A 22789-nucleotide genomic window follows, 5' to 3' on the forward strand; every position below is an offset into this window, starting at 1 on the left:
GTCCAGGTAGGGCAACGAAAGGATGAGTCGCCGCGAGATCGTTAACAAGGACTAACTTATTCACACAAATCATTCGTGCGCATTTGTGGGAGTTGCGTCCGCGCATTCCTTTGTCAGGCTTGATGTTCGGTTTGCCCGGAGAAGTTCCCGTTGGGTCGTGCGCGGCAGGTGGCCCGTTCGCCGGAGTCGGACGAGACCGCGATCAACTCCCCGAGCACCGGATCATGCCGGTGTCGCCGCGCGCACGGGCGTGAAGTCGTAGTCCGACAACGGGAAGCTGCCCGCTGCCCGGTGCGCGCTCACGGTCGAGGTCGGCCGCAGCAGCGTCGCCTCCCCGTGCTGGTTGAAGTAGTAGCTGCGGGCCGTGGCGCACTGGCCGAGCGAGAACACGGTGTTCTGCGTGACCTTCGACCGCATCCGGCCGAGGAACTCGTCGTTCGCGCGCTGGGTGACCTCGAAGACGGCCGAGCCACGCGACCGCATCCCCGTGAACAGGCGCCGCATGTGCGTCATCTGGCACTCGATCGTCGTGAAGTACGACAGGCCGCTGTAGGAGTACGGGCTGTTGAGCGACAGGTAGTTCGGGAACCCCGGCACCGTCACGCCCTCGTAGGCCTGGAACCGGTGCTGCCGCCACCACGCGCCGAGGTCCCTGCCGTCGCGGCCGATCACCTCGAACGCCGGGAAGTTGGTGTCCCACAGGTTGAAGCCGGTCGCCAGCACGAGCACGTCGACGTCGGTCCGCCCGGAGGCCGTGACGAGACCACGGGCGTCGATCCGTTCCACGCCATCGGTTTCCAGTCGCACGTGCGGCTGGGTGAACGTGCGGAAGTAGTCGTTCGAGAACGTCGGCCGCTTGCAACCGAACGAGTAGTCGGGCGTGAGCTTGCGCCGCAGCAACGGATCCCCGACCTGCCGGTGCAGGTGTGCCCGGCACCAGCGCTCGGCCAGCCGGTTCACCACCCGGAGCTGCTTGTAGCGCACGACCCCGGAGATCATCATCAGCTCCAGGACCGCGTTGCCGATCCACCGCACGGCCCGTTGCGCGAACGGCAGCCGCGCGAACAACGTCCGCACAGCAGGGGGAATCGGGTGGTCCGGCTTCGGGCTCACCCAGATCGGCGTGCGCTGGAACACCGTCAACGCCGACGCCTGCCGCGCCAGTTCGGGGATCAGCTGCACCGCGGTCGCACCGGTGCCGATGATCGCCACCCGCTTGCCGGTCAGGTCGACGGGCTCCCACGCGGCCGTGTGCACCACACGCCCCTCGAACGACGAAACACCGGGGATGTCCGGCGTCTTCGGCATCGAGAGGAACCCCGTCGCGGTCACCAGGTACCGCGCGGTGAACACCGCATCGCCGGCCACGACCTCCCAGTGATCGCCCCGCCAGCGCGCGGAGGTCACCGTCACCCCGAACCGCATCAGCGGCCTCAGCCCGTACTTCACCGCCACGTGCTCGGCGTACCGCTTGAGTTCATGGCCCGGAGCGAACAGCCGCGACCAGTGCGGGTTCGGCTCGAACGAGTACGAGTAGGTCGGCGACGGGATGTCGACGGCGAGTCCCGGATAGCGGTTCACGTGCCACGTGCCGCCGAGGTCGTCCTCCCGCTCGAGGATCAGCAGGTCGCCGAACCCGAGCCGCTTGAGCTCGATCGCCGCGCCCATGCCGCCGAACCCCGCGCCGACGATCACCGCGTCGTGCATCGCTGCCTCCCGAACCCCGAAACGGAATCGCGTGTCAGTTTCGGAACCGTATGTCAGTTCAGCTCGTGATCGCAAGAGCGCGCAGGTCATAGACTCCTGACCCATGACGTCCAGTGCCGAGCCCGTCAGCCGCGCCGAGCGCAAGAAGCAGGAGTTGCGCCGCGAGATCATCGACGCGGCGTTCGACTGCTTCGCCGAGCGCGGCTACCACGCCACGGGCATCGCCGACGTCGCCGCGCGGCTCGGCATCGGGCACGGCACCTTCTACCGCTACTTCCAGAACAAGCGGGACATCGTCGACCACGTGGTGGACGACCTGGTCGGGCGCGTCACCGGTGCCCTCACCGCCGAGAACGCCCCGGACGCCGTGTCGACGCTCGCCGAGTACCGCGAGCAGTCAGCGCGCATCGGCGAGTCGCTCGGCCGGATCTTCGGCGAGGACCCGAGGGTGCCGCGCCTGCTGCTGTTCGAGGCGCCCGGCATCGACCGAGCGATGTCCGAACGCATCCTCGACCTGTTCGACCTGGCTGCCTCGCTCACGGCCGCGTACCTCACGCACGGCGTGGAGCTCGGTTACCTGCGCGCGGACCTCGACATCGACAACACCGCGCGGGCCATCAACGGCATGATCCTCGGCACCGCGATCTCCTCGCTGCGCACGCCGGAAGCCCAGGTGGCGCAGAGCGAAGCGCTCAGAAGGATCATGTACGACGGCATCGCCGCACGTTAGGCGAGCCAGGTCCGCGCGGCCACGACCAGGGCGTCCACCCCGGTGGTGAGCGTCGGTTCGAGGTCCGGCGCGTAGTCGGGGGCGTGGTTCATCGCGACGGGCTGACCGGGCTCGCGCCGGCCGAAGTCCGTGCCGCCGAGGAACCAGAACACCGTCGGGACGCCCGCCGACGCACCGAACACGCCGACGTCCTCGCTCGCGTTCACCACCGCGCCGGGGATCAGGTTGTCGCTGCCGAAGTGCTCGGCGAACGCGGCCATCGTCCTCGCCGTGGCGTCCGGATCGGACACCAGCACGGGGGTGCCGTCGTACCAGTCGAACTCGGGCTCGCGCGGTGCGCCGGACGCGGCGGCCTCGGCCCGCACGATCCGTTCCACGGCGGCCTTCACGATGCCGCGGACGTGCTCGTTGAACGACCGGATGTTCACGCCGATCTCGGCCGTGTCCGGGATGACGTTCTCCTTGGTGCCCGCCTGCAGGCGACCGACCGTCACGACGGCCCGTTCGGACGGCGCGACCTCGCGGGACACGATGCCCTGCAGCCGCACCACGCAGTGCGCCGCCATCAGCACCGGGTCGATCGCCGTCTCGGGCGCGGACCCGTGGCCGCCACGCCCGTGCAGCGTCACCCGCACCGAGTCTGAGGCCGCCATCACCGGCCCGCTGCCATGCGCGATCATCCCGGCCGGCAACGGGCTGACGTGTTGTGCCAGCACGACTTCCGGCGTGCCGAACCGGTCGAACAACCCGGCGTCGACCATCGCCCGCGCACCCTGCCCGAGCTCCTCGGCGGGCTGGAACACCACGAGCAACGTCCCCGACCACTCGGCACGAGCCGCGGCCAGCCGTTCGGCCGCCCCGATCAGGCACGTGGCGTGCATGTCGTGGCCGCACGCGTGCGCGACCGGCACGTCCGCACCGTCCGGAGTGGTCGCGCGCACCGTTGAGGCGTAAGGGAGTCCGGTCGCCTCCAGCACGGGCAACGCGTCGATGTCCGCGCGCAGCAGGACGGTCGGGCCCTCGCCGTTGCGCAGCACGCCGACCACGCCCGTGCCGGCGAACCCGGTCGCGACCTCGTACCCCAACGGCCGCAACGCGTCCGCGAGCACCCCGGCCGTGCGGAACTCCTGCCACGACAACTCGGGGTGCGCGTGCAGATCGCGGTAGAGCGCGTGCAGATCGGGCACGGGGTTTCTCCTCAGTCCTGCTTCTGCGCCTCGTCGGCGAGCAACGCCAACGTCCGCTGCAGTATCTCCCGGTCGGCCGGGTCCAGCCGCGCGAGCTTCCCGGCGGTGCAGGCCGTCGGCTTCCACCTCATCGACCACGTCGTGCACGGCTGGGACGTCGCGCGCTCGCTCGGGCTCGACCACCGGCTGGCCCCGGAACTGGCCGAACCCGCGCTGCGCATCGCGTTGTCGGTGCTGGACGCCGGGCGCGGGGAGCCCGGCGCGCCGTTCGCCCCCGCCGTGCCCGCGAACGAAGACGACCCGCTGCACCGGAACCTGGCCGCAGTCGGGCGGGCGCCGGGCTAGGCGACGATCAGCCGGAACCCCGCGTCCCACGCGTCGAGGTCCAGCAGCCAGGCGTGATCGGCGTGCCACCGGCCGCCGCGCAGGTCGTCGCGCAGCCGATCGATGCCGCGGTCGACGGCCTTCGGATCGGTCTGCGCCAACGCGGAACAGGCCGCCCGCACCCGCGGATCGAGGTAGGCCTCCGGGCGGCGCCAGTAGGCCGGGAACACGCCGTCGGTGAAGTCCCACGGCACCGGCAGCGGCGTCACGCTCACCGCGCCCAGCTCGTGGGCGATGTCGTCGGCGGACGGCCGGGTCCGTTCCAGGTCGGCGATCTCGGGCACGTACTCGCGCACGAACCAGAAGTCCGCGTGCAGGCCCGTGTCGTAGGCGAGCACGACCCGCGACGGCGCGATGCGGCGCAGTTCGGCGAGCCCGCCACGCCAGTCCGTCCAGTGGTGGACGGTCAGCACGCCCAGCGCCGCGTCGACCGCGTTGTCCCTGAGCGGCAACGACTCCGCCACCGCCCGCACGACCGGGCACGCGCCCGGCGGCCGTTGCCTGATCATCTCGGCCGACGGTTCGACCGCGATGATCGTGCGGCCCTCGGGTTCGTACGACCCGGTGCCCGCGCCGACGTCGGCGATCGTCTCCGCCGTGCCCAACGCCCGGAGGATCTCGGACATCCACCGCGGATCGGTCCGCCGGCCCAGGGCGTAGCCGGTGCCGATCTCGTCGTACAGCGCGCGTTCCATCTGTGCCCCCAGGTGATCCTTGGCAGGATGCGGTGATGCGCATCAAATTCCAGGTTGTCACGTTCGACGCCGCAGATCTCGGTGCGGAGAGCCACTTCTGGGCTGGTGTGCTCGGGGGCACCGTGGAGGAGGACGGTGACTGGCACATGGTGATGGTCGGCGGTGAACCGAAGATCGGGGTGCAGCTCGCGCCCGGCCACACCCCGCCGACGTGGCCGGACGGGCCGGTCCAGCAGCAGATCCACTTCGACCTGTGGGTCGAGGACTTCGCCGAGGCGCACGAGCAGGTGATGTCGCTCGGCGCGACGGTGCTCAAGCCCGCCCGCGGTGCCACGTCCGGTGACGACTTCCAGGTGTACGCGGACCCGGCCGGGCATCCGTTCTGCCTGTGCTGGCTCGTCGCGGAGCAGAACTGAGCTGGGGAAACGGCCGATGCCCGGCAGGACGGCGTCCGCCGGGCATCGGCCGCGCAGGGGTGGTTACGGGGTGACCTGTGCGTTCGTCAGGCCCTTCACCGCACCGGTCGCGGTGTTGGAGGCGTAGACGACGTTCGGCTGCGCCGTGCACTTCGACACCGAGGTGATGTTGATCGCGTACTGGCCGACGCCCCCGAGGTCGGAGCGGTTGTTGCGCCAGACGTTGCCGCAGCCGTTGGGCAGGTTCGGCGTGGTGCTGGTGTTGTGCGTCTCGTAGCCGTTGGCGAACGTGCCGGGGCTGCGGAACGTGCCGGTGTTGTCCTCGATCAGGTAGTTGATGCCCTTCACGTCGACCCAGGAGTCGGCCGAGTTCTGGCCGGTGATCCCGGTGCCGTTGAAGGTGTTGCCCCGGATGACGCCGTCGTAGGTGCCTTCCTTGACGTCGATCGCCTCGGCCGCGACGTTCGGGCCGATCCGGTTGTTCAGCACCTGGACCCGGTCGCTGCGGTCGATGCCGCCGCTGTTGCCGTGGCAGCCCCAGTTGGAGTTCGCGGAACCGAGGTACACGCCCTCGCCGTAGCCGGGCTGCACGAGACCGGTGTCGGTGATGGTCGAGTTGCGGATCACGCCGTCACCCGACGAACGCCGGAAGTGGACCGCCTCCTCGTCGAGGTGGTGCACCGACACCGAGTCGATCGTGGTGTGGTGCGAGTTGTCGAGCACGATGCCCTTCTTCGACTCCTGCACGGTGAACCCGGTGAGGTTCCAGTACGGGGAGTTGAAGAGCCACAGGCCGTAACCCGAGTCCCAGCCCGCGGTGGGGGCGGGGCAGGACGGCGCCTCGCCGGCCGGGCCGTCGTTGATCAGCACGGCGTTCGCCGGACCGGACAGCGTGATCGGCTGCGACGACGTGCCCGCCTTGCCGTTGACGACGAACGAACCGCGGTAGGTGCCCGCCGCGAGCTTGATCGTCTGGCCGGACGTGGCCGACGCCAAAGCGGCCTGGAGTTCCGCCGCCGTGGACACGTCGACGGTGCCGCCGCCACCGCTGCCCGGGCTGGTCGTGGCGCTCACGGCCGTGCTCGCCGCCGACCTGTTGCCCGCCGCGTCCCTGGCGCGCACCGAGAACGAGTACGCGGTCGCGGGGGAGAGGCCGGTGACCGTGGCCGACGCGCCGGTGACGGTCGCGGCGACCACGCCGCCCTGCAGCACCTCGTAACCGGTGACGCCGACGTCGTCCGTGGACGCGGTCCACGCGAGCGACACCGAACCCGGCGTCACGCCGGTCGACCGCAGTCCGGAAGGGACGGTCGGGGCCTGCGTGTCGGCCGGCGGGTTGCCCCCGCCGCCGCACGGCGCGCCGTTGACCGTGCAGTTCGCCGGGAGGCTGCCGCCCGCCGCGTTGAACCCGAACTTGGCGCTGGCGCCCGGTTTGATGCTGCCGTTGAAGCTCGCGTTGGTGAACTTGTGGTGCTGGCCCGTCGAGGTCCTGACCGAGCTCCAGGAGCTGGAGATCGTGGTGCCGGACGGGAGGTCGAACTCCAGCGTCCAGCCCGTGCCGGCGGTGTCACCGGTGTTGGTGATCGTGACGTCCGCGCCATAACCGCTGTTCCACACCGAGGTCTGCGTGATCGTCGCCGTCAGCACGGCCGCGGCCTGTGCCGGTGCGGCGCTGAGCAGAGCCGCCGCCGTCGCGGCGATCGCGCCCAGCGTGAGTGCCCTCGTGCCGCGCATCAGTTGCCTCCGCAGGAGTTGCCGTTGACGGTGCAGCCGGTCGGGAGACCGGAGCCTGCCGCGTTGAACCCGAACTTGGCGCTGGCGCCCGGTTTGATGGTGCCGTTGAAGCTCGCGTTCGTGAACTTGTAGTGCTGGCCCGAGTTCGTCCGGACCGAGCTCCACGAGCTGCTGACCTTCGTGCCCTGCGGCAGGTCGAACTCGACCGTCCAGCCGTTCGTCGCGGTGGCGCAGGCGTTGGTCAGCGTGACGTCGGCGCCGTAGCCGCCGTTCCACACCGACGTCTGGATGACCTTCGCGGTGAGGCACGACCCTGTCGGCGGGGTGGTCGTAGTGGTCGTAGTTGTGGTGGTCGTCGTCGTGCTGGTGGTCGTGGACGTGGTGGTGCTGGTCGGCGGGGTGCCGCCGACCGAGTTCAGGAACAGCGACGCCCGCGAGTCGGTCCTGGTGGCGTCGACGCCGTGGCCGCCGGTGAAGTCCCGCTGCTCGTTGCCCGCCCAGTCGGTGATCGGCGTGCCGCCCACGTCCAGGTGCTGGTAGGCCGTGCCGTTCCAGCCGAACTGGTAGATGCGCGAACGATCGGCGTAGAAGTCGTTGAACGGGCCACCGGTCGCGGTCTGCTTGGTCATCTGGTTGTTGAAGAAGACGTTGCGCGGACCGGAGGCGCCGGACCACTTGATGGCCTTCTTGCCCGCGCCCCACCAGATCGGGAACCAGTTGGAGTTGTCGGGACCGCCGCCGCCCTCCTCACCGCAGTTGGCCCGGCAGTTGGCCGAGCGGTGCGCGTACGGGACGCGGACGGTGTTGAGCTCGAAGAGGTTGTTGCGCTCCCAGCCGCCGTGCAGGTTCAGATCGGAGTCGAAGTCGTTGCCGATCACGACGTTGCCCGAGGCGGACCACTGGAACGTGAAGTGGCGCAGGTTGCGGCTCGTGTTGCCGGCGTAGAGGGAGTCCCACACGCGCGAGCCGCGGAAGTAACCGTTGCCGCCCTTGCCCTTGTTCCACGCGCCGTCGAGCTCGTTGTTCACGATCTGGAGGTTCTTGGCCTCCTCGGTGACGATCGGGTGCGACCCGGTCATCTCCGCGCGGACGCCCCTGACCCACGAGTTGGCGGCCCACTTGAAGACGATGCCGTGCATCTCGGCGGCGGGCGCCATGTTGCCGTAGTTGTTGACCGCGTCAGCCTGGTTGAGGCCCGGCATCGCCTGCGTGAAGCCGAAGTCCTCGAAGCCGACGCCGACGACGGGGTCGACCAGCGGCGCGACCTTCGAGTCGTACGGGACACCGGCGATCGGCGCGGACCCGTCCGAGACGGAGGTGACCGGGACGTCGAACTCGAGCGGCTTGTCCAGCGTCACCGTGGTGCCGGAGACGGCCGTGACGGTGAAGATCTGCTGCCGCATGTGCATGTTCAGCATCGGCCACTCGGTGCCGGTCGCCTGCTGCTGCTCGTAGAACTTGACCGAGTTGGCCGCGCGGACGTTCACGAACTCGCCGACCTTGATCTTGCTGGTGGAGGCGACGGCGATCGTGCGGTCGCCGGTCTTCGCCGCCGCGGCGACCTTCGCGCCGACCTTCCAGTGCACGTTCACCGTGCCCTCGAAGATGTCCTTGCGGTTCTCCGGCGCCGCCGCGTAGTCGCTCGCGTAGCTCGGGTCGACCCCGCGCGACTGCACCCGGAACAGGCCACGACCGGGCCACAGCCAGCCGCCCTTGCCCGCCCCCGAGGTCATGCCGTCCTCGTCCCAGTCCGACCCGTCCGGCGTGAGGGCGTCGTAGAGCGTGTTCGCGTCCGGCCGGTAGGTGATCTTCGTGGCGTCCTTGCCGGCGCCGCGCACGACCAGGTAGTCGGCGTCCACGTGCAGCTCGCGCGACACGGCCAGCTCACCGGCGGGCAGCGTGATCAGGCTGAGCTTGCTGTAGCTCGCGGACGGCGAGCAGGTCGTCCTGATCGAGTCGATGGCCGCCTGCAGACCGGCGGAGTCGTCCACGCCGTCGTCCGGCTTGACGTTGAACTGGCTCGCGAGCTCCGCGGCGGTGATCTGACAGGCCGCGCTGGGGTTGATCTCGTTGGCGCCGGGCAGGTTCTGGCCACCGCGGTAGCCGGCCCTGCTCCAGTCGTGGAGCCCGCTGACCGCGGCCCGGCGGTTGCCCGCCGACGTGTCGAGGTTCGTCAGCGCGCCCGCACCGGGCGCCGCACCGGCCGCGTTGACCAGCACGACGATGCCCGCCGCGGCGAGTGTGCCCACGACACCGAGCACGGCTGCTCGTCGTAAGCCTGGATTTCGGGACACGCGTGCCTCCAAGAACTGGTCGACGACGGATGCGTGTGTGGCGGCTCACACTGAGGGGTGGAATTGTCAATAATGAACAGAGTGCCGGTCAATACCTGTGTCCAAATTCGTGAAAAACGTTCGAGCATGTGAAAAGTCAGATATGTGAATTAGGGAATTCGAAACGTTTGCAGAACCCCATTGGGACCGGGAATTCCGTACCGGAAAATGCGAAGAAGCAGGTCGAGGCGGTGCTCGACCTGCTTCTCGGGGATGATGCTTTCGGGGTCAGCGCTCCGCGACCACGATCACCGGCTTGCCTTCCCCGCGTTTCGCGGTGAACGCGGTGACCGCTTCCTCCAGCGGATAACGCTCGCCGACGAGCACCCGCACCAGCGCGGCGGAGCGTTCGAGGACCTCGCCGCCGAACACGTCCAGCACCGCGTCGACCTCGCCGACGTCCTCCAGCCGTTCGGTGCCGAGGTCGACGAAGGCGTTGGCGCCCAAGCTCAACGCCACGTCGCGGTGGTGCGCCCGGCCCGTGCCGACGACGTGCGCGCCGGCCCTGCGCGCGAGTTTCACGGCGATCGACCCCACCGCGCCCGCCGCGCCGTGGACCAGCACGGTCTGTCCACTCCGGATCCGGGCGTGGTCGAACAACGCCTGCCAGGCGGTCAGGCCGGAGATCGGTAGCGCCGCGCCGACGGTGTGGTCGACGTCCGCGGGCAGCGGTGCGAGGTTGCGGGCCTCGACGGCGGTGAACTCGGCGAGCGAGCCGTCGCGGGTCCAGCCGGCCAGCCCGAACACCCGTTGCCCGACGGTGAGACCGGTGGTGCCGTAGCCGAGTTCCGTCACGACGCCGGACAGCTCGTGGTCGGGCACGCTGGGCGTGCGGTCGCGGCCCGCCCGGTCGGTCCAGGTGCCCGGCCACTCCAGCTCGCCGGGGGTGAACCCGGCCGCGTGCACGCGCACGACGACGTCGTTCTCGGCGGCGTGCGGGTGGGGGCGGTCGGTCAGGGTGAGCCCGGCGGGACCGGCACCCTTGTCCTGAACGGTGATGGCCTTCATGGCGTCGTCCTCGGTCGTGGTGAACGGCAGCGGGTGCCGGCGAGACTCCGAAACCAACCCCGTTCCGGTCCCGGATCTGGGACCACTCGGGGCCGGGGAACGGGAACCAGTCCGGCGCGCCGCAGGGCGCTGGCGTGTTGGTGCCATGCCGCTTTCCGTCAGCGCGAAGCCTCGATCTCGCCGCCGTGCGCTGCCATTGCGCGCCCCGTGCGCGAGCCGGCTCATACCCGCGTGGTTCCCGTCAGAAGCCGGGGAACACGCGACGCAGGTCGTCGAGCGTGACAGCGCCCTCGACGGTGACGCCGTTGTCATAAGGCGCCTTCAGCCGGCCGCTGAGCAGCCGGACGAACGCTTCCTGCGGCCCGGCGAACGTCGCGGACGGCGACTCGAGGTGGTCCACCACGGTGACCGAGTCGTCGATCACCAGACCGCCACCGGGAATCCCGACGGACACGGGGGCAGCGATCTCGCCCGGCTTCGCGAGGAAGCCCAGCAGGAAGCCCAAGGGCCCGGTCAGGAGGTCGACGAGCACCGCGGCCGAGTCGGCGTGCACGCCGGCCTGCGCGTCGAACGCCACGCGCACGTCCCACGAGTGGTTGGCCACCTCGTTGAGCCGCATGCCCACGGCGGTCAGCAGCGGGACCGGCTCCGGCAGGAACCCGAGGTCGACGGTCAGCGACGAGCGCTGCTCGGGCGTGAGCGCCTCGACCACGTCGAGCCAGCGGCCGTTGTGCTCCAGGAAGCCCTCGGCCTGCGCCCGCGGCGCGGAGGCGTCCCAGCGGGCCCAGATCGTCTGGTTGTCCTCGGCCGCCACGTCCTCACCGGCGGCCCGGGCGATCGGCGCGAGGCCGATCTCCGCGCCACTGCCGAGGTGCGACAGAGCTTGGGCGACGGTCCACTCCGAGGCACCGCTGGCGAGCGCCAGCTGCTCGTCGGTGAGGGTGCGGACGAGATCGGCGAGCACGTCGTGCTCGGCACGCAGGGCGGCGATCGTGCGGTCGACGAGTTGACTCATACCTGCCCCCAACTCCCCGGCCCGCGGATGTGTTCCTTTGATCCGGAACGGGGAGAATTCGGATGAGCACCCGAAAAGCAGAGAAGCAGGTAGAGACGAATCTCTACCTGCTTCTCTGGAGTACGCCGCCAGGGACTCGAACCCCGGACCCGCTGATTAAGAGTCAGCTGCTCTAACCAACTGAGCTAGCGGCGCTTGTTTGTGTGCCGGAGCCTTGCTCGTTCCGACGTGAAGAACGTTAGCACAGCGCCTCTGCGCGCTCCCAATCGGCTGGTCAGCGCACGTTTGGCGGGTGCATCGGCCACGTAACGATCCGGCCACTCCCGCAACTTCGGCCCACCCCGTGTCGTCACCTAGTCGGGGGACGCCAAAACGACTACGTGCAGGCAGTCTCGGGAGCGGGCGACAAGCAGATCGGAAGTACATCGATGGGGATGTGGAGCAGGCGCGGTCGTGGGGTCGTCGCGGCGGGAATCGCTGTGATGCTGATCGCAGGCTGTTCGGGCGGCGGTGACGCGGCCAGTGGGGGCACCGGTGGCGAGTCGAGCACTGCTCCTCCGCCGCCGAAACCCGTCACGCTGACGCTGGGGCTGGCCAACGGCTCCGCCGACGTGGCGCCCGGCCTGCCCGTCATCGCCACGGCGGCGGACGGGAAGCTGACCGACGTCAAGCTGACCAACGCCGACGGCAAGGTCGTCGAGGGCAAGATGAACCCCGAGTCGACGCAGTGGAACAACACCGAGCCGCTCGGCTACTCGAAGGCCTACAAGCTCGTCGCCACGGCCACCGGTGAGGACGGCAAGTCCGAGACCAAGGAGACGAGCTTCACGACGGTGAAGCCGCGCACGCTCACCTACGTCTCGACCAACCCGCAGGACGGCACCACGATCGGTGTCGGGCAGCCGCTCGCCTTCTACTTCGACGAGCCGGTGGCCGACAAGGTCGCGGCCGAGAAGATGCTGGAGATCACCACCGAGCCCAAGGTCGAGGGCGCCTTCTACTGGTTCAACAAGAAGGAGGTGCACTGGCGTCCGCAGGCGTTCTGGAAGTCAGGCACCAAGATCACGATGAACATCAAGGTCTACGGCAAGCACATCGGTGACGGCATCTACGGCCAGGAAGACCGCACGATCACCACGACGGTCGGCGACGAGGTCATCTACGAGGCCGACGGCGCCGCGCACACGGTCAACGTCAAGGTCAACGGCCAGGTCGTGAAGACCATGCCGACCTCCATGGGCAAGCCGGCCGACGCCACCCCCGTCGGCACGTACGTGCTGATGGAGAAGCACGACCACATGATCATGGACTCGACCACGTACGGCCTGGCGCTGGAGAACGGCGGCTACAAGACGCCGGTCGACTGGGCCTACCGCATGTCCAACAGCGGCATCTTCTTCCACAGCGCGCCGTGGTCCATCGGCGACCAGGGCAAGCGCAACGTGAGCCACGGCTGCCTCAACCTGTCGCCCGAGAACGCCAAGTGGGTGTTCGACAACAGCAAGCAGGGCGACGTCGTGACCGTCGTCAACTCCGGTGGCCCTGCCCTGGAGTCGTGGGACGGCTTCGGCGACTGGCAGGTCCCGTGGGAGACCTGGGTCCAGGGCAACCGCGGGTAGCTAGGACACCGTCACCTGGCCGCGTTCGACGGTCAGGTGACGGTTCACCTGCACGGCCTCCAGCATCCGTCGGTCGTGCGTGACCAGCAGCAACGTGCCGGGGTAGTTCTCCAGGGCGGACTCGAGCTGCTCGATCGCCGGCAGGTCGAGGTGGTTGGTCGGCTCGTCCAGCACCAGCAGGTTCACCCCGCGGCCCTGCAGCAACGCGAGCGCCGCCCGCGTCCGCTCACCCGGCGACAACGAAGCCGCGGGACGCATCACGTGGGCGGCCTTCAGCCCGAACTTCGCGAGCAACGTCCGCACGTCGGCCGGGTTCATCTCCGGCACCGCTTCCTCGAACGCGTCCACCAGCGGCAGGTCGCCGAGGAACAGCCCACGCGCCTGGTCGACCTCACCGACCACGACGCCGGAGCCCAGCGTCGCGTAGCCCGAGGACAGCTCCACCCGGCCCAGCAACGCCCCGAGCAGCGTCGACTTGCCCGCGCCGTTCGCGCCGGTGATCGCCACCCGGTCCGCCCAGTCGATCTGCAGGTCCACCGGGCCCAGCGTGAACGAACCGCGCGAGACGACGGCCGCCCGCAGCGACGCCACCACGGCGCCGGAACGGGGAGCGGACGCGATCTCCATCCGCAGCTCCCACTCCTTGCGGGGCTCCTCGACGACGTCGAGGCGTTCGATCATGCGGTCGGTCTGGCGGGCCTTCGAGGCCTGCTTCTCCGTGGCGTCCGCACGGAACTTGCGGGCGTTCTTGTCGTTGTCGCCAGCCTTGCGCCTGGCGTTCTTCACGCCCTTCTCCATCCACGAGCGCTGCATGCGCGCGCGGGCCTCCAACGACGACTTGGTGTCGGCGTACTCCTCGTAGTCGTCACGTGCGTGCTGACGCGCACGCGCGCGCTCTTCGAGGTATGACTCGTAGCCGCCGCCGTAGAGGTGCACGGCGTTCTGGTGCAGGTCGAGTTCCAGGACGCTGGTGACCGTGCGGGCCAGGAACTCGCGGTCGTGCGACACCAGCACGGTGCCGGCGCGCAGGCCCGTCACGAACTTCTCCAGCCGCTCCAGGCCGTCGAGGTCGAGGTCGTTGGTGGGCTCGTCGAGCAGGTAGATGTCGTAGCGGCTGAGCAGCAACGACGCCATGCCCGCGCGGGCGGCCTGGCCGCCGGAGAGCGACGTCATCAGCGCGTCCAGGCCGACGGTGAGCCCGAGGTCGGCGACGACTTCCAGCGACCGCTCCTCCAGGTCCGCGCCGCCCAGCGCGAGCCACTGGTCCAACGCCTCGGAATAGCCCTCGTCGTTGCCCGCGGTCAACGCCTCGGTGGCCACGTCCAGCGCGCGCTGCGCGTCGGCGACGCCGGTGCGGCGGGCCAGGAAGTCGCGCACGGTCTCGCCTTCGAGACGTTCGGGCTCCTGGGCGAGGTGACCGACGTTGGCGGCCGGCGGGTTCAGCGACACCCGGCCCGACTCGGCCGGGATCAGCCCGGCCAGGGTCTTCAGCAACGTCGACTTGCCCGCGCCGTTCACGCCGACGAGGCCGATGACGTCGCCGGGAGCGACCACCAGGTCCAGGCCGGAGAACAGGACGCGGTCACCGTGACCGGCGGCGAGGTCCTTGGCGACAAGAGTGGTCACAATGCGCTCCGACGGATGGGGGTCCGGGGGCTCGGCCCCCAGATACAAAACGAAGCCGGACCATGTTCGCGCTTTTTGCGAACATGGTCCGGCTTGTCAGGGTGAGTGACGGGACTTGAACCCGCGACACCTGGGATCACAACCCAGTGCTCTACCGACTGAGCTACACCCACCATTGCCGGTCGTTGACCAGCGAGGAAAGCATAGCAACGCCATCCACCGATTAAGAAATCGGGGGTCTACTTGACGTCCTTCAGCAGGTCAGCGGCCACGGCCTGGGCCTGCTCGGTCGACGGCCCGGGCTGAGGCACGAACGCCGTCCGCCGGTAGTACGCGAGCTCCCGGATCGACTCGACGATGTCCGCCAGAGCCCGGTGCGCGAGACCCTTGCCCGGCTGCGCGTAGTAGATGCGCGGGTACCAGCGCCGGCACAGCTCCTTGATCGACGACACGTCGACCATGCGGTAGTGCAGGTGCGCGTCCAACGCCGGCATGTCGCGGGCGATGAAGCCGCGGTCGGTGGCGATGGAGTTGCCGGCCAGGGGAGCGGTCCGGGGATCCGGCACCCACTCCTTGATGTAGGCCAGCACGGCGGCCTCGGCCTCCTCCAGCGAGACGGCCGACGCGCGCACCTCCTCGGTCAGGCCCGACTTGGCGTGCATCTGCATGACGACCTCCGGCATCGAGGCCAGCACGTCATCGGGAGCGTGGATCACGATGTCCACACCCTCGCCGAGCACGTTGAGCTCGGCGTCCGTGACCAGTGCCGCGATCTCGATCAGAGCGTCCTTGCCCAAGTCGAGTCCGGTCATCTCGCAGTCGATCCACACCAGACGATCCATCACGCCCGAAACATTACTGCGCCAGGGCTCAACTTCGAGTGGCGGCGTGCGGCAACCTGGTTACGCTCCTCGTGCATGACGGCTCAGGGTGACATCGCTGCTGGGTACGCGTCCGAGAGCGCGGCCATCGAACTCGGTGCTGTGCTGGTCGACGGCCAGGTCGAGCCGACCGCACACGTCCGCATCCCGTTGTCCATGGTCAACCGCCACGGACTCGTCGCCGGCGCAACGGGAACCGGCAAGACCAAGACCCTCCAGCTGCTCGCTGAACAGCTGTCGAACAACGGCGTCCCGGTGCTGATGGCGGACGTGAAGGGCGATCTGTCCGGCCTGTCGCAGCAGGGTGCCGAGAGCGATCGGACCAAGACCAGGGCCGCCGACACCGGTGACGACTGGGCCGCCACGGCGTTCCCGGTGCAGTTCCTGTCGATCGGCACGGGCGGCATCGGTGTGCCCCTGCGGGCGACGATCACGAGTTTCGGGCCGATCCTGCTGTCGAAGGTGCTCGGCCTGAACGACACGCAGGAGTCGACGCTCGGCCTGATCTTCCACTGGGCCGACTCGAAGGGCCTGCCGCTGCTCGACACCAAGGACCTGCGCAGCGTCATCCAGCACCTCACCAGCGACGAGGGCAAGGCGGACCTCAAGGGCATCGGCGGGGTCTCCAGCGCCACGGCGGGCGTGATCCTGCGGGCCCTGGTCAACCTGGAGGCGCAGGGCGGCGACAGGTTCTTCGGCGAACCCGAGCTCGACCCGGCCGACCTGATGCGCGAGCGCGACGGCAAGGGCGTCGTGAGCCTGCTCGAACTCGCGGAGCTCCAGGGCAACCCGGCGCTCTTCTCCACGTTCCTGATGTGGCTGCTGGCCGAACTCTTCGAGACGCTGCCGGAGGAGGGTGACGTCGAGAAGCCCAAGCTGGTGTTCTTCTTCGACGAGGCGCACCTGCTGTTCTCCGGTGCCTCCAAGGCGTTCCTCGACCAGATCACCCAGACCGTGAAGCTGATCCGGTCCAAGGGCATCGGCGTCTTCTTCTGCACCCAGCTGCCGACCGACATCCCGAACGACGTGCTGTCGCAGCTCGGCGCCCGCGTCCAGCACGCCCTGCGGGCGTTCACGCCGGACGACCAGAAGGCGTTGGCGCGCACGGTGAAGACGTACCCGACGACCCCGCACTACGACCTGGAGAAGGCGCTCACGTCGCTCGGCATCGGCGAGGCGATCATCACCGTGCTGAGCGAGAAGGGCGCGCCGACCCCGGTCGCGTGGACCCGGCTGCGCGCGCCCCGCTCGTTGATGGACACCATCGGCAACGACGCGATCAGGCAGGCCGCTCAGGCCAGTGATCTCCACGGCAAGTACGCCGAGACGGTCGACCGCGAGTCCGCCTACGAGCAGCTGATGGCGAAAGTCGCGCCGCCCCAACAGGAACAGGCCCCGGAACCTCCTCCCCAGCAGCGCCAGGAGAAGGAGGAACCGGGGATGGTCGAGAAGGTGCTCGGCAACAGCGCCGTCAAGTCGTTCCTGCGGTCAGCGGGCAGCGCCCTGGCTCGCGAGATCACGCGAGGGCTCTTCGGGACTTCGCGCAAGCGACGCTGACAGCACCGCCGCGCCGATGCAGAGCCCGCCCGCGACGTACCAGGCCAGGTCGTAGCTGCCCAGGTGGTCGCGGGTGAGGCCGGCCGCGGACGCCGCGAGGGCCGCGCCGAGCTGGTGCGACGCGAACACCCAGCCGAACACGACGGGCCCGGACATGCCGAAGTACTGCCGGCACAACGCCACGGTCGGCGGCACGGTCGCCACCCAGTCGAGGCCGTAGAAGATGATGAACACCAGCATCGACGGGTGCGCCGACTCGCCGAACAGCTGCGGCAGCAGCATCAGCGAGAGGCCGCGCAACGCGTAGTAGCCCGCGAGCAGCAGCCGCGAGTCGACGCGGTCGGTCAGCCAGCCGGACGCGATCGTGCCCACGATGTCGAACACGCCCACCAGCGCGAGCAGCCCGGCGGCGGTCGTCGTCGGCATGCCGTGGTCGTGCGCGGCGGGGATGAAGTGCGTGCCCACCAGACCGTTCGTGGACGCGCCGCAGATCGCGAACCCGCCGGCCAGCAGCCAGAACGGCCGGGTCTTCGCGGCCTGGACGAGTCCGCCGATCGCGCGTCGAGCGGCACCTCCACCCGGCGGCGGGGGAGTGTCCTCGGTCGCGCCGAGCGGCAGCAGCCCCACGTCACGCGGGTACTCGCGCAGGAAGAACGCGGCCAGCGGCACGACGGCCAGCGCGGCGATGCAGATGACGAGCGACGCGGGCCGCCATCCGTAGCTCTCCGACAGCCACGCCACGGTCGGCAGGAACACCAGCTGGCCGGCGGCGCCACCGGCCGTCAGCACGCCCGTGACCAGGCCGCGGTGCTTCACGAACCAGCGTCCGGTGATCGTCGCGACGAACGCCAGCGCCATCGAGCCGGTGCCGAGCCCGACCACGACGCCCCACAGCAGGACCAGCTGCCAGGACGCGGTCATGAACACGGTCAGGCCGCTGCCGATCGCCACCATCGTCAACGCGTAGGTGACGACGATCCGCACGCCGAACTTGTCCATCAGCGCGGCCGCGAACGGCGCGGTCAGTCCGTACAGCAACAGGTTGATCGAGATGGCGAGCGAGATCGTGCCGGTGGACCAGCCGAACTCCGCCCGCAGGGGCTCGATCAACGCTCCGGGCGCCGCGCGGAACGACGCGGCGCCCACCAGGGCGATGAAGGACACGCCTGCGACAACCCAGGCCCAATGGAGTCTCACGCCGACAAGGTTCGGCGATCGGCGTGGCTCCAACCAGTGGCCCGATGGCCAACATGTGAAAGAATCGGGCCATGCACCGGATCGCCGTTCTCGCCCTGGAGCAGTCGGTGGCGTTCGACCTCGGCAGCTCCACGCACATGTTCGCGAGGTTGAAGGACCGCTACGAGGTGGTCGTCTGCTCGCCGGACCGCCGCCCGATCCCGACCAGCGGCGGCTTCACCATCGCGCCCGACCACGGCTTGGAGGTGCTCCAAGACGCGGACACGGTGCTCGTGCCGGGCACCCACTACCAGCCCGCGCGCGAGGGGTGGCTCGAACCGGCGGTCCTGGAAGCGCTGACCACGACGAACGCGCCGCGGATCATGTCGATCTGCACCGGGGCGTTCGTGCTGGCGGCCGCCGGGCTGCTCGACGACAGGCCCGCGACCACGCACTGGAACACCACCGACGAGTTCCGCCGGCTCTACCCGAAGGTGCGGCTCAACCCGGACGTGCTGTTCATCGACGACGGCGACGTGCTCACCTCGGCGGGCGTCGCGGCGGGCATCGACCTGTGCCTGCACGTCATCAGGTCCGACCACGGCAGCGAGGTCGCGAACTGGGTCGCGCGCTACTGCGTCGTCCCGGCGTGGCGGCAGGGCGGCCAGTCCCAGTTCGTCGACCGGCCCGTGCCGACCTACCCGGACACCTCGACCGCGCTCGCCCGCGAATGGGCCTTGGAGCGGCTCCAAGAACCGCTGGACCTGGCCGCGATGGCGGCGCAGGTGCGGATGAGCGTGCGCACGTTCACCCGCCGGTTCCGCGCCGAGACCGGCATGTCGCCCGGCCAGTGGCTGACCCAGCAGCGCGTCGACCGGGCCCGGCACCTGCTGGAGACCACCGACCTGCCGATCGACCAGGTCGCGAACCACGCCGGGTTCGGCACCGGCGCGGCGTTGCGGCAGCAGCTGGCGGCAAGCGTCGGTGTCTCACCGAGCGCCTACCGCCAGACGTTCCGCTCGGCCTAGTCCTCTGTGGACTTGCCGGTGTCGATCAGGAAGGGGCGCAACAACTCCGGCACGGCCTCGTCCGCGAGCGCCAGCCCGTGGGACTCGCCGACGTCCGTCACGTGGTAGATGCCCGCGCCGGCCGCCGTGGTCGCGCCGATGGTCATCAGACCGCTGCGACGCTGGAAGAACGACCTCTGGATGCGCCACCCGATGATGCCGGTGCGCTGCAACGCGACGGTGCTGCGCACGAGGGAGTTGTTGCGCGTCACCAGGTAACGCTCGTCCAGCGCGTTGCCGAGCGACCGGTAGTTGTCCCAGCCGACCAGCGCCGCGAACGGCAGGACCGCCACCGGGATCGGCCACGCCCACGACGGCGCGAAGAGCGCTAGCCCGACCGCGATCACGATCCACGGCAGGGTGTGCCGGACCATGCTGCGGCGCAACGCGGCGAACGGGTGCTTGCGCAGCCGCAACGTCGTCGGGTCGTTGCCGACCTTCAGCACGTCACGCGAGACCTGGTGCGCCACCGACAACGGCGCGGGCGGCAGCAGCAGGTTGCTCTCGCCCTTCGAACCCAGGCCCGTGGTGACGGCGGCGAGCTTCGCGCCCTTGCCCGCGCGCACCAGCAGCGGTTCCTGGACGTCGACGCCGCGAAGACGTTGCTCCTCCACGGAAACCGAGCGGGTGGTGAGCAGACCCCGTTGCACGCGCACGGTTCCGTCCGGCTCGCGGGTCAGCCGGTAGTTCCAGAACTGCAGGACGTACAGCGGCACCGAGAGGATCAGCCCGGCCACCGCCAGCACGACCAGGAAGCCGGCGAACAGGGCGAGGCTCGGGTTCTCGAACAGCCACTCCCACAGGTCCTGCACCGGGTGCAGGCCGAGGTCGTCGGCGTAGTTCGACAGCACACCGAAGAGCGCGCCGATCGCGACGAGCCCCGACAACGACAGCGGCGCGTACTTCAGCCACTTCAGGTCGAGCTGCGAGATCACCTCGGACTCGGGCAGCGGAGCCGGTTGTTCGGGCGAGCCCTCGGCGGCCGCGGCCCGGGGCGTGACTCCCTTCTGCAGCAACAACAAGCGCAGCCGCTCGGCCTCCTGCTGCGTCACGGCGTCGAGCGTCAGCCCGTCCGTGCCCGGAACGTCCTGCTGGCCCGTGCCGATCCGCACCGCCGACAGCCCGAAGATCCGGTGGCCCGGCTTGGAGGTGAGGTCGACCGTCCTGATGCGATCGCGCGGTACCGCGAGCTGCTTGCGGGTCAGCAGACCGGTGTGCAGCTCGACCTGCTCGTCGGTGATGCGGTACTTCGTGGTGCGCCAGATGAGGTAGCTGAACGCGAGGATCGCCGCGACCGTCGCGCCGGACGCGATGAGCCGCCACTTCTCGCCGTTGCCGGTGAACAGCAGCACGAGGATCGGCACCAGCATCGCGATGCCCTCGTTGAGCGGCCGCACGACCAGCATCCGCACGTGCAGGCGGTGCCACTCCTGCAACGGCTCGGTGAACTCCGGTGCCGCGGGCAGTCCCGAAGGAACCTCCGCGGTCACGTGGCATCACCCGGCGTGGCCTGGGTGGTGTTCGTCAGTTCCACCACGAGCCGCTGCGCGACCTCGTGCGCCAGGCCCTCGATCTCGACGGGACCGGCGGCCGACGCCGTCGTCACCGTCACCGTCGACAGGCCGAGCATCTGCTGGAACGGCCCGCGCTTGGTGTCGATCGTCTGGATCCGCGAGACCGGTGCGACTCTCCACTCCTGGTTCAGCCAGCCCGAGAGCGTGTACACGGCGTCCGGCGTGGTCTCCCAGCGGTGGACGCGGTAGCGCCAGCTCGGCTCGATCGCGGTGTGCAGGACGCCGACCACGCCGGTGGCGATCAAGAGCGCCAGCTCCCACGTCGGCGGCCTGCTCACCAGCAGGAAGACGACGAGCTGGGGCACGAACAACACCAGCCAGAATGTGGCGGCCTGCATCGTCCACAGCAGGACCGACTTCGGACTCACCTGGTGTGCAGGCGTGCGCAGTTGCAGAGTCACCCCACAAGGGTGCACCACTCGTACCCGGTGGTGTGGCCAGGTGTGTCAATTGGTGTGTCGGTGATCGTCCTGGCGGGCCGGGGGCGATCCTGCTTGCGAGGGAGGCAGGACCGCCCCCGGCCGGTCGATCAGGGCTGGACGGAGGCGGAGGCGTACGGCGGGGTGAACTCGGCGTCCGGGTCGTCCGCCGAGGCCGCGCCGGCCATCGCGAGCACGGCCCCCAATGCGAGGATCACGGCGGCGACGGTCCGGGCGATAGTGTTCGACTTCATTGAAGGGGCTCCTTCGTTAGGTGGCGGCCGTGGATGAGGGCAGGAAGTCGTTGACGAGGTTCGGCGCGCGGTTGCGGGCGGTCCGGCTGCAACGGGGTTTGTCGCAAAAGGACCTCGCGTGCCCCGGCGTCTCGATGAGCTACGTGTCGCGGCTCGAGTCCGGCGAACGGGTGCCGTCGCCCACCGTCGTGCGCAGACTCGCCGAGGTGCTCGGCGTCGACCCCTCCGAGTTGGTGGTCGACGAGGACGGCACCGCCATGCAGGACGAGGCCCTGGCGTGGTGCGAGGCCCTGCTCGCGTACCACGACGGCGACCTCGTGCTGGCCGTCGATCTGCTGGAGACGCTGGGAAAGCGGACCGACGAGGAGATGTTCGGCTGGTGCGTGCGCTGGACGCGCCTGGTGATGCTCGCGAGGCAGCGCGACCACGAGGGTCTGCTGCTGGCGGCGGCGAAGCTGCGCAAGTCGTGGTCTCCCGGTCCGGCGGTGGACGCGCTCGCAGAGATCCTGCGCGCATCCTCGTTGCGGCGCCTCGGCCGGACGGCCGAATCCGTGAAGGCCGCGAGCGAAGCCGTTGAGCTGGCGGGCGGTGACGGCGAACGGGTGCGTCGTGTGCAGACCCGCGCTCTCATCGCGTTGTGCGGGGAACTCACCTCCGCGGGCCGGCTCGCCGACGCCGAACAGGTCGTGGACCAGCTTTCCGCGCGGCTGCCCGAACTCGGCCGCGATCGGCTCGCGATCTCCACGTGGTGGGCGCGCGCCGAGGTCGCCGACCGGCTGGGGGACCGGACGGAGGCCGCGCACTGCATCCGCGAGGCCGTCTCGATGCTGGACGACTTCGACGGCGATCCCGAGTACCGCTGCCGGGTTCGCCTGGCCGGGGCGTCCATCGCCTTGCGCACGCCCGGCACGAACCTCGACGACGTGGTCGCGTTGCTGGACGACGTGGAGACGACGGCCGCGGCCGTGCGCCGCCAGGAGGGGCTGCTCGCGCAGGCCGGCGCGTTGCGCGCCGAACTCGCGTTGCGCGACGGCGAGGTCGACCGGGCGCGCACCCTCGCGGAGGGCGCGCTCGCCACGGGTCACCTCGACGCCGAACAACAGCTGCGGTGCCACCTGCTGCTGGTGCGGGTGGCCGACGAGGCCGAGTCGTCCGGCGGTCGTGACGCGCGGGCCGCGTTGGCCGGGTTGCTGGAGAACATCGACCCCGAGGGCGTCGATCCACTGCTGTGGCGGGACGTGGCACGCATCGCGCTGCGCAAGCACTAGTGCCGGTCGCAGCACTGGTGCGCAGCGGCGTTGCCTCACCATGACCGGCCCTCGCTCATTGACTGGACACGTTGTTAACGGAGCATGACACAGACCAGTTACCCATCACATCACCCAATTACGCTGTGCGTCAGTGGGT

At 69.6% G+C, this 22789-nt stretch carries 20 protein-coding genes and 2 tRNA genes; 7 read left to right on the forward strand and 15 right to left on the reverse strand.

The features are described 5' to 3' along the window. Positions 1-222: 222 nt before the first annotated feature. Positions 223-1707, reverse strand: a complete 1485-nt coding sequence (locus QSK25_RS13220; protein WP_285638399.1) for a flavin-containing monooxygenase — start codon at positions 1705-1707, stop codon at positions 223-225. 103 nt (positions 1708-1810) lie between these two features. Here QSK25_RS13220 and QSK25_RS13225 point away from each other — a divergent pair, with 103 nt between their 5' ends. Beyond that, the gene (locus tag QSK25_RS13225) at positions 1811-2437 is read left to right on the forward strand and encodes a TetR/AcrR family transcriptional regulator (protein WP_285638400.1); all 627 of its coding nucleotides are present in this window, start codon (positions 1811-1813) and stop codon (positions 2435-2437) included. Here QSK25_RS13225 and QSK25_RS13230 read toward each other — a convergent pair. Further along, a complete protein-coding gene (locus tag QSK25_RS13230; RefSeq protein ID WP_285638402.1) occupies positions 2434-3624 on the reverse strand; it encodes an amidohydrolase in 1191 nt (396 codons plus the stop codon). The genes QSK25_RS13225 and QSK25_RS13230 overlap by 4 nt on opposite strands. A 105-nt stretch (positions 3625-3729) precedes the next feature. Between QSK25_RS13230 and QSK25_RS13235 the strand changes: the two genes are divergently transcribed. After that, positions 3730-3969, forward strand: coding sequence for a DinB family protein (locus QSK25_RS13235; RefSeq protein ID WP_285638406.1), 240 nt, complete (start codon positions 3730-3732; stop codon positions 3967-3969). Here QSK25_RS13235 and QSK25_RS13240 read toward each other — a convergent pair. Beyond that, positions 3966-4634 (reverse strand): class I SAM-dependent methyltransferase, encoded by a 669-nt coding sequence (locus QSK25_RS13240; RefSeq protein ID WP_502881845.1) that lies wholly within the window; start codon positions 4632-4634, stop codon positions 3966-3968. The two genes, QSK25_RS13235 and QSK25_RS13240, sit on opposite strands and share 4 nt — an antisense overlap. 104 nt (positions 4635-4738) lie before the next feature. Here QSK25_RS13240 and QSK25_RS13245 point away from each other — a divergent pair, with 104 nt between their 5' ends. After that, positions 4739-5119: a VOC family protein gene (locus QSK25_RS13245; RefSeq protein ID WP_285638410.1), complete on the forward strand. Its 381-nt coding sequence runs from the start codon at positions 4739-4741 to the stop codon at positions 5117-5119. Between the two features lie 63 nt (positions 5120-5182). On the opposite strand, the gene QSK25_RS13250 is transcribed toward QSK25_RS13245, so the two are convergent. From QSK25_RS13250 to QSK25_RS13270, 5 genes are all read right to left on the reverse strand, one after another. Continuing rightward, positions 5183-6853, reverse strand: coding sequence for a cellulose binding domain-containing protein (locus QSK25_RS13250; protein WP_285638412.1), 1671 nt, complete (start codon positions 6851-6853; stop codon positions 5183-5185). After that, complete coding sequence (locus QSK25_RS13255) at positions 6853-9114, reverse strand: cellulose binding domain-containing protein (RefSeq protein ID WP_285638414.1); 2262 nt, start codon at positions 9112-9114, stop codon at positions 6853-6855. Before QSK25_RS13255 ends, QSK25_RS13250 begins: the two co-directional genes overlap by 1 nt. A 300-nt stretch (positions 9115-9414) precedes the next feature. Continuing rightward, the gene (locus tag QSK25_RS13260) at positions 9415-10194 is read right to left on the reverse strand and encodes an NADP-dependent oxidoreductase (RefSeq protein ID WP_285638700.1); all 780 of its coding nucleotides are present in this window, start codon (positions 10192-10194) and stop codon (positions 9415-9417) included. A 241-nt stretch (positions 10195-10435) separates the two neighbouring features. Next, positions 10436-11209: a maleylpyruvate isomerase family mycothiol-dependent enzyme gene (locus QSK25_RS13265; RefSeq protein ID WP_285638416.1), complete on the reverse strand. Its 774-nt coding sequence runs from the start codon at positions 11207-11209 to the stop codon at positions 10436-10438. Between the two features lie 121 nt (positions 11210-11330). Next, a tRNA-Lys gene (locus QSK25_RS13270) sits at positions 11331-11404 on the reverse strand. Positions 11405-11691: 287 nt separating this feature from the next. Between QSK25_RS13270 and QSK25_RS13275 the strand changes: the two genes are divergently transcribed. Continuing rightward, the gene (locus QSK25_RS13275) at positions 11692-12828 is read left to right on the forward strand and encodes a L,D-transpeptidase (protein ID WP_285638418.1); all 1137 of its coding nucleotides are present in this window, start codon (positions 11692-11694) and stop codon (positions 12826-12828) included. Here the strand turns inward: QSK25_RS13275 and QSK25_RS13280 are convergent, their stop codons facing one another. The 3 genes from QSK25_RS13280 to orn form a co-directional block, all read right to left on the reverse strand. After that, on the reverse strand, positions 12829-14457 hold the full coding sequence (locus QSK25_RS13280; RefSeq protein ID WP_285638701.1) for an ABC-F family ATP-binding cassette domain-containing protein: 1629 nt from the start codon (positions 14455-14457) through the stop codon (positions 12829-12831). Positions 14458-14554: 97 nt separating this feature from the next. After that, a tRNA-His gene (locus QSK25_RS13285) sits at positions 14555-14627 on the reverse strand. Positions 14628-14693: 66 nt separating this feature from the next. Then, complete coding sequence (gene orn / locus QSK25_RS13290) at positions 14694-15299, reverse strand: oligoribonuclease (protein WP_285638420.1); 606 nt, start codon at positions 15297-15299, stop codon at positions 14694-14696. 72 nt (positions 15300-15371) lie between these two features. Between orn and QSK25_RS13295 the strand changes: the two genes are divergently transcribed. After that, on the forward strand, positions 15372-16892 hold the full coding sequence (locus QSK25_RS13295; RefSeq protein ID WP_285638422.1) for a helicase HerA-like domain-containing protein: 1521 nt from the start codon (positions 15372-15374) through the stop codon (positions 16890-16892). Here QSK25_RS13295 and QSK25_RS13300 read toward each other — a convergent pair. Next, positions 16824-18056 carry an MFS transporter gene (locus tag QSK25_RS13300; protein WP_285638423.1) on the reverse strand — a complete coding sequence of 411 codons (1233 nt, stop codon included), beginning with the start codon at positions 18054-18056 and terminating at the stop codon, positions 16824-16826. The genes QSK25_RS13295 and QSK25_RS13300 overlap by 69 nt on opposite strands. Positions 18057-18160: 104 nt before the next feature. Here QSK25_RS13300 and QSK25_RS13305 point away from each other — a divergent pair, with 104 nt between their 5' ends. After that, positions 18161-19096 carry a GlxA family transcriptional regulator gene (locus tag QSK25_RS13305; protein ID WP_285638425.1) on the forward strand — a complete coding sequence of 312 codons (936 nt, stop codon included), beginning with the start codon at positions 18161-18163 and terminating at the stop codon, positions 19094-19096. Here the strand turns inward: QSK25_RS13305 and QSK25_RS13310 are convergent. The 3 genes from QSK25_RS13310 to QSK25_RS13320 form a co-directional block, all read right to left on the reverse strand. Continuing rightward, positions 19093-20625, reverse strand: coding sequence for a PH domain-containing protein (locus QSK25_RS13310; protein WP_285638428.1), 1533 nt, complete (start codon positions 20623-20625; stop codon positions 19093-19095). The two genes, QSK25_RS13305 and QSK25_RS13310, sit on opposite strands and share 4 nt — an antisense overlap. Continuing rightward, on the reverse strand, positions 20622-21104 hold the full coding sequence (locus QSK25_RS13315; protein ID WP_285638702.1) for a PH domain-containing protein: 483 nt from the start codon (positions 21102-21104) through the stop codon (positions 20622-20624). The genes QSK25_RS13310 and QSK25_RS13315 overlap by 4 nt, the downstream gene beginning before the upstream one ends. 134 nt (positions 21105-21238) lie before the next feature. After that, positions 21239-21382, reverse strand: coding sequence for a hypothetical protein (locus QSK25_RS13320; RefSeq protein ID WP_285638430.1), 144 nt, complete (start codon positions 21380-21382; stop codon positions 21239-21241). A gap of 29 nt (positions 21383-21411) precedes the next feature. Between QSK25_RS13320 and QSK25_RS13325 the strand changes: the two genes are divergently transcribed. Beyond that, positions 21412-22650 (forward strand): helix-turn-helix domain-containing protein, encoded by a 1239-nt coding sequence (locus tag QSK25_RS13325; RefSeq protein ID WP_285638432.1) that lies wholly within the window; start codon positions 21412-21414, stop codon positions 22648-22650. The last annotated feature ends 139 nt before the right edge of the window (positions 22651-22789 follow it).

The sequence above is a fragment of the Lentzea sp. NBRC 102530 genome (assembly GCF_030269365.1).
Lineage (GTDB): Bacteria > Actinomycetota > Actinomycetes > Mycobacteriales > Pseudonocardiaceae > Lentzea.

Excerpts from the sequence above, each read along its gene's own strand:
- QSK25_RS13320 (WP_285638430.1), bottom strand. The coding sequence starts at position 21,382 with ATGAAGTCGAACACTATCGCCCGGACCGTCGCCGCCGTGATCCTCGCA.
- QSK25_RS13260 (WP_285638700.1), bottom strand. The coding sequence starts at position 10,194 with ATGAAGGCCATCACCGTTCAGGACAAGGGTGCCGGTCCCGCCGGGCTC.
- QSK25_RS13250 (WP_285638412.1), bottom strand. The coding sequence starts at position 6,853 with ATGCGCGGCACGAGGGCACTCACGCTGGGCGCGATCGCCGCGACGGCG.
- QSK25_RS13265 (WP_285638416.1), bottom strand. The coding sequence starts at position 11,209 with ATGAGTCAACTCGTCGACCGCACGATCGCCGCCCTGCGTGCCGAGCAC.
- QSK25_RS13305 (WP_285638425.1), top strand. The coding sequence starts at position 18,161 with ATGCACCGGATCGCCGTTCTCGCCCTGGAGCAGTCGGTGGCGTTCGAC.
- QSK25_RS13245 (WP_285638410.1), top strand. The coding sequence starts at position 4,739 with ATGCGCATCAAATTCCAGGTTGTCACGTTCGACGCCGCAGATCTCGGT.
- QSK25_RS13220 (WP_285638399.1), bottom strand. The coding sequence starts at position 1,707 with ATGCACGACGCGGTGATCGTCGGCGCGGGGTTCGGCGGCATGGGCGCG.
- QSK25_RS13295 (WP_285638422.1), top strand. The coding sequence starts at position 15,372 with ATGACGGCTCAGGGTGACATCGCTGCTGGGTACGCGTCCGAGAGCGCG.
- QSK25_RS13240 (WP_502881845.1), bottom strand. The coding sequence starts at position 4,634 with ATGTCCGAGATCCTCCGGGCGTTGGGCACGGCGGAGACGATCGCCGAC.
- QSK25_RS13275 (WP_285638418.1), top strand. The coding sequence starts at position 11,692 with ATGCTGATCGCAGGCTGTTCGGGCGGCGGTGACGCGGCCAGTGGGGGC.
- QSK25_RS13225 (WP_285638400.1), top strand. The coding sequence starts at position 1,811 with ATGACGTCCAGTGCCGAGCCCGTCAGCCGCGCCGAGCGCAAGAAGCAG.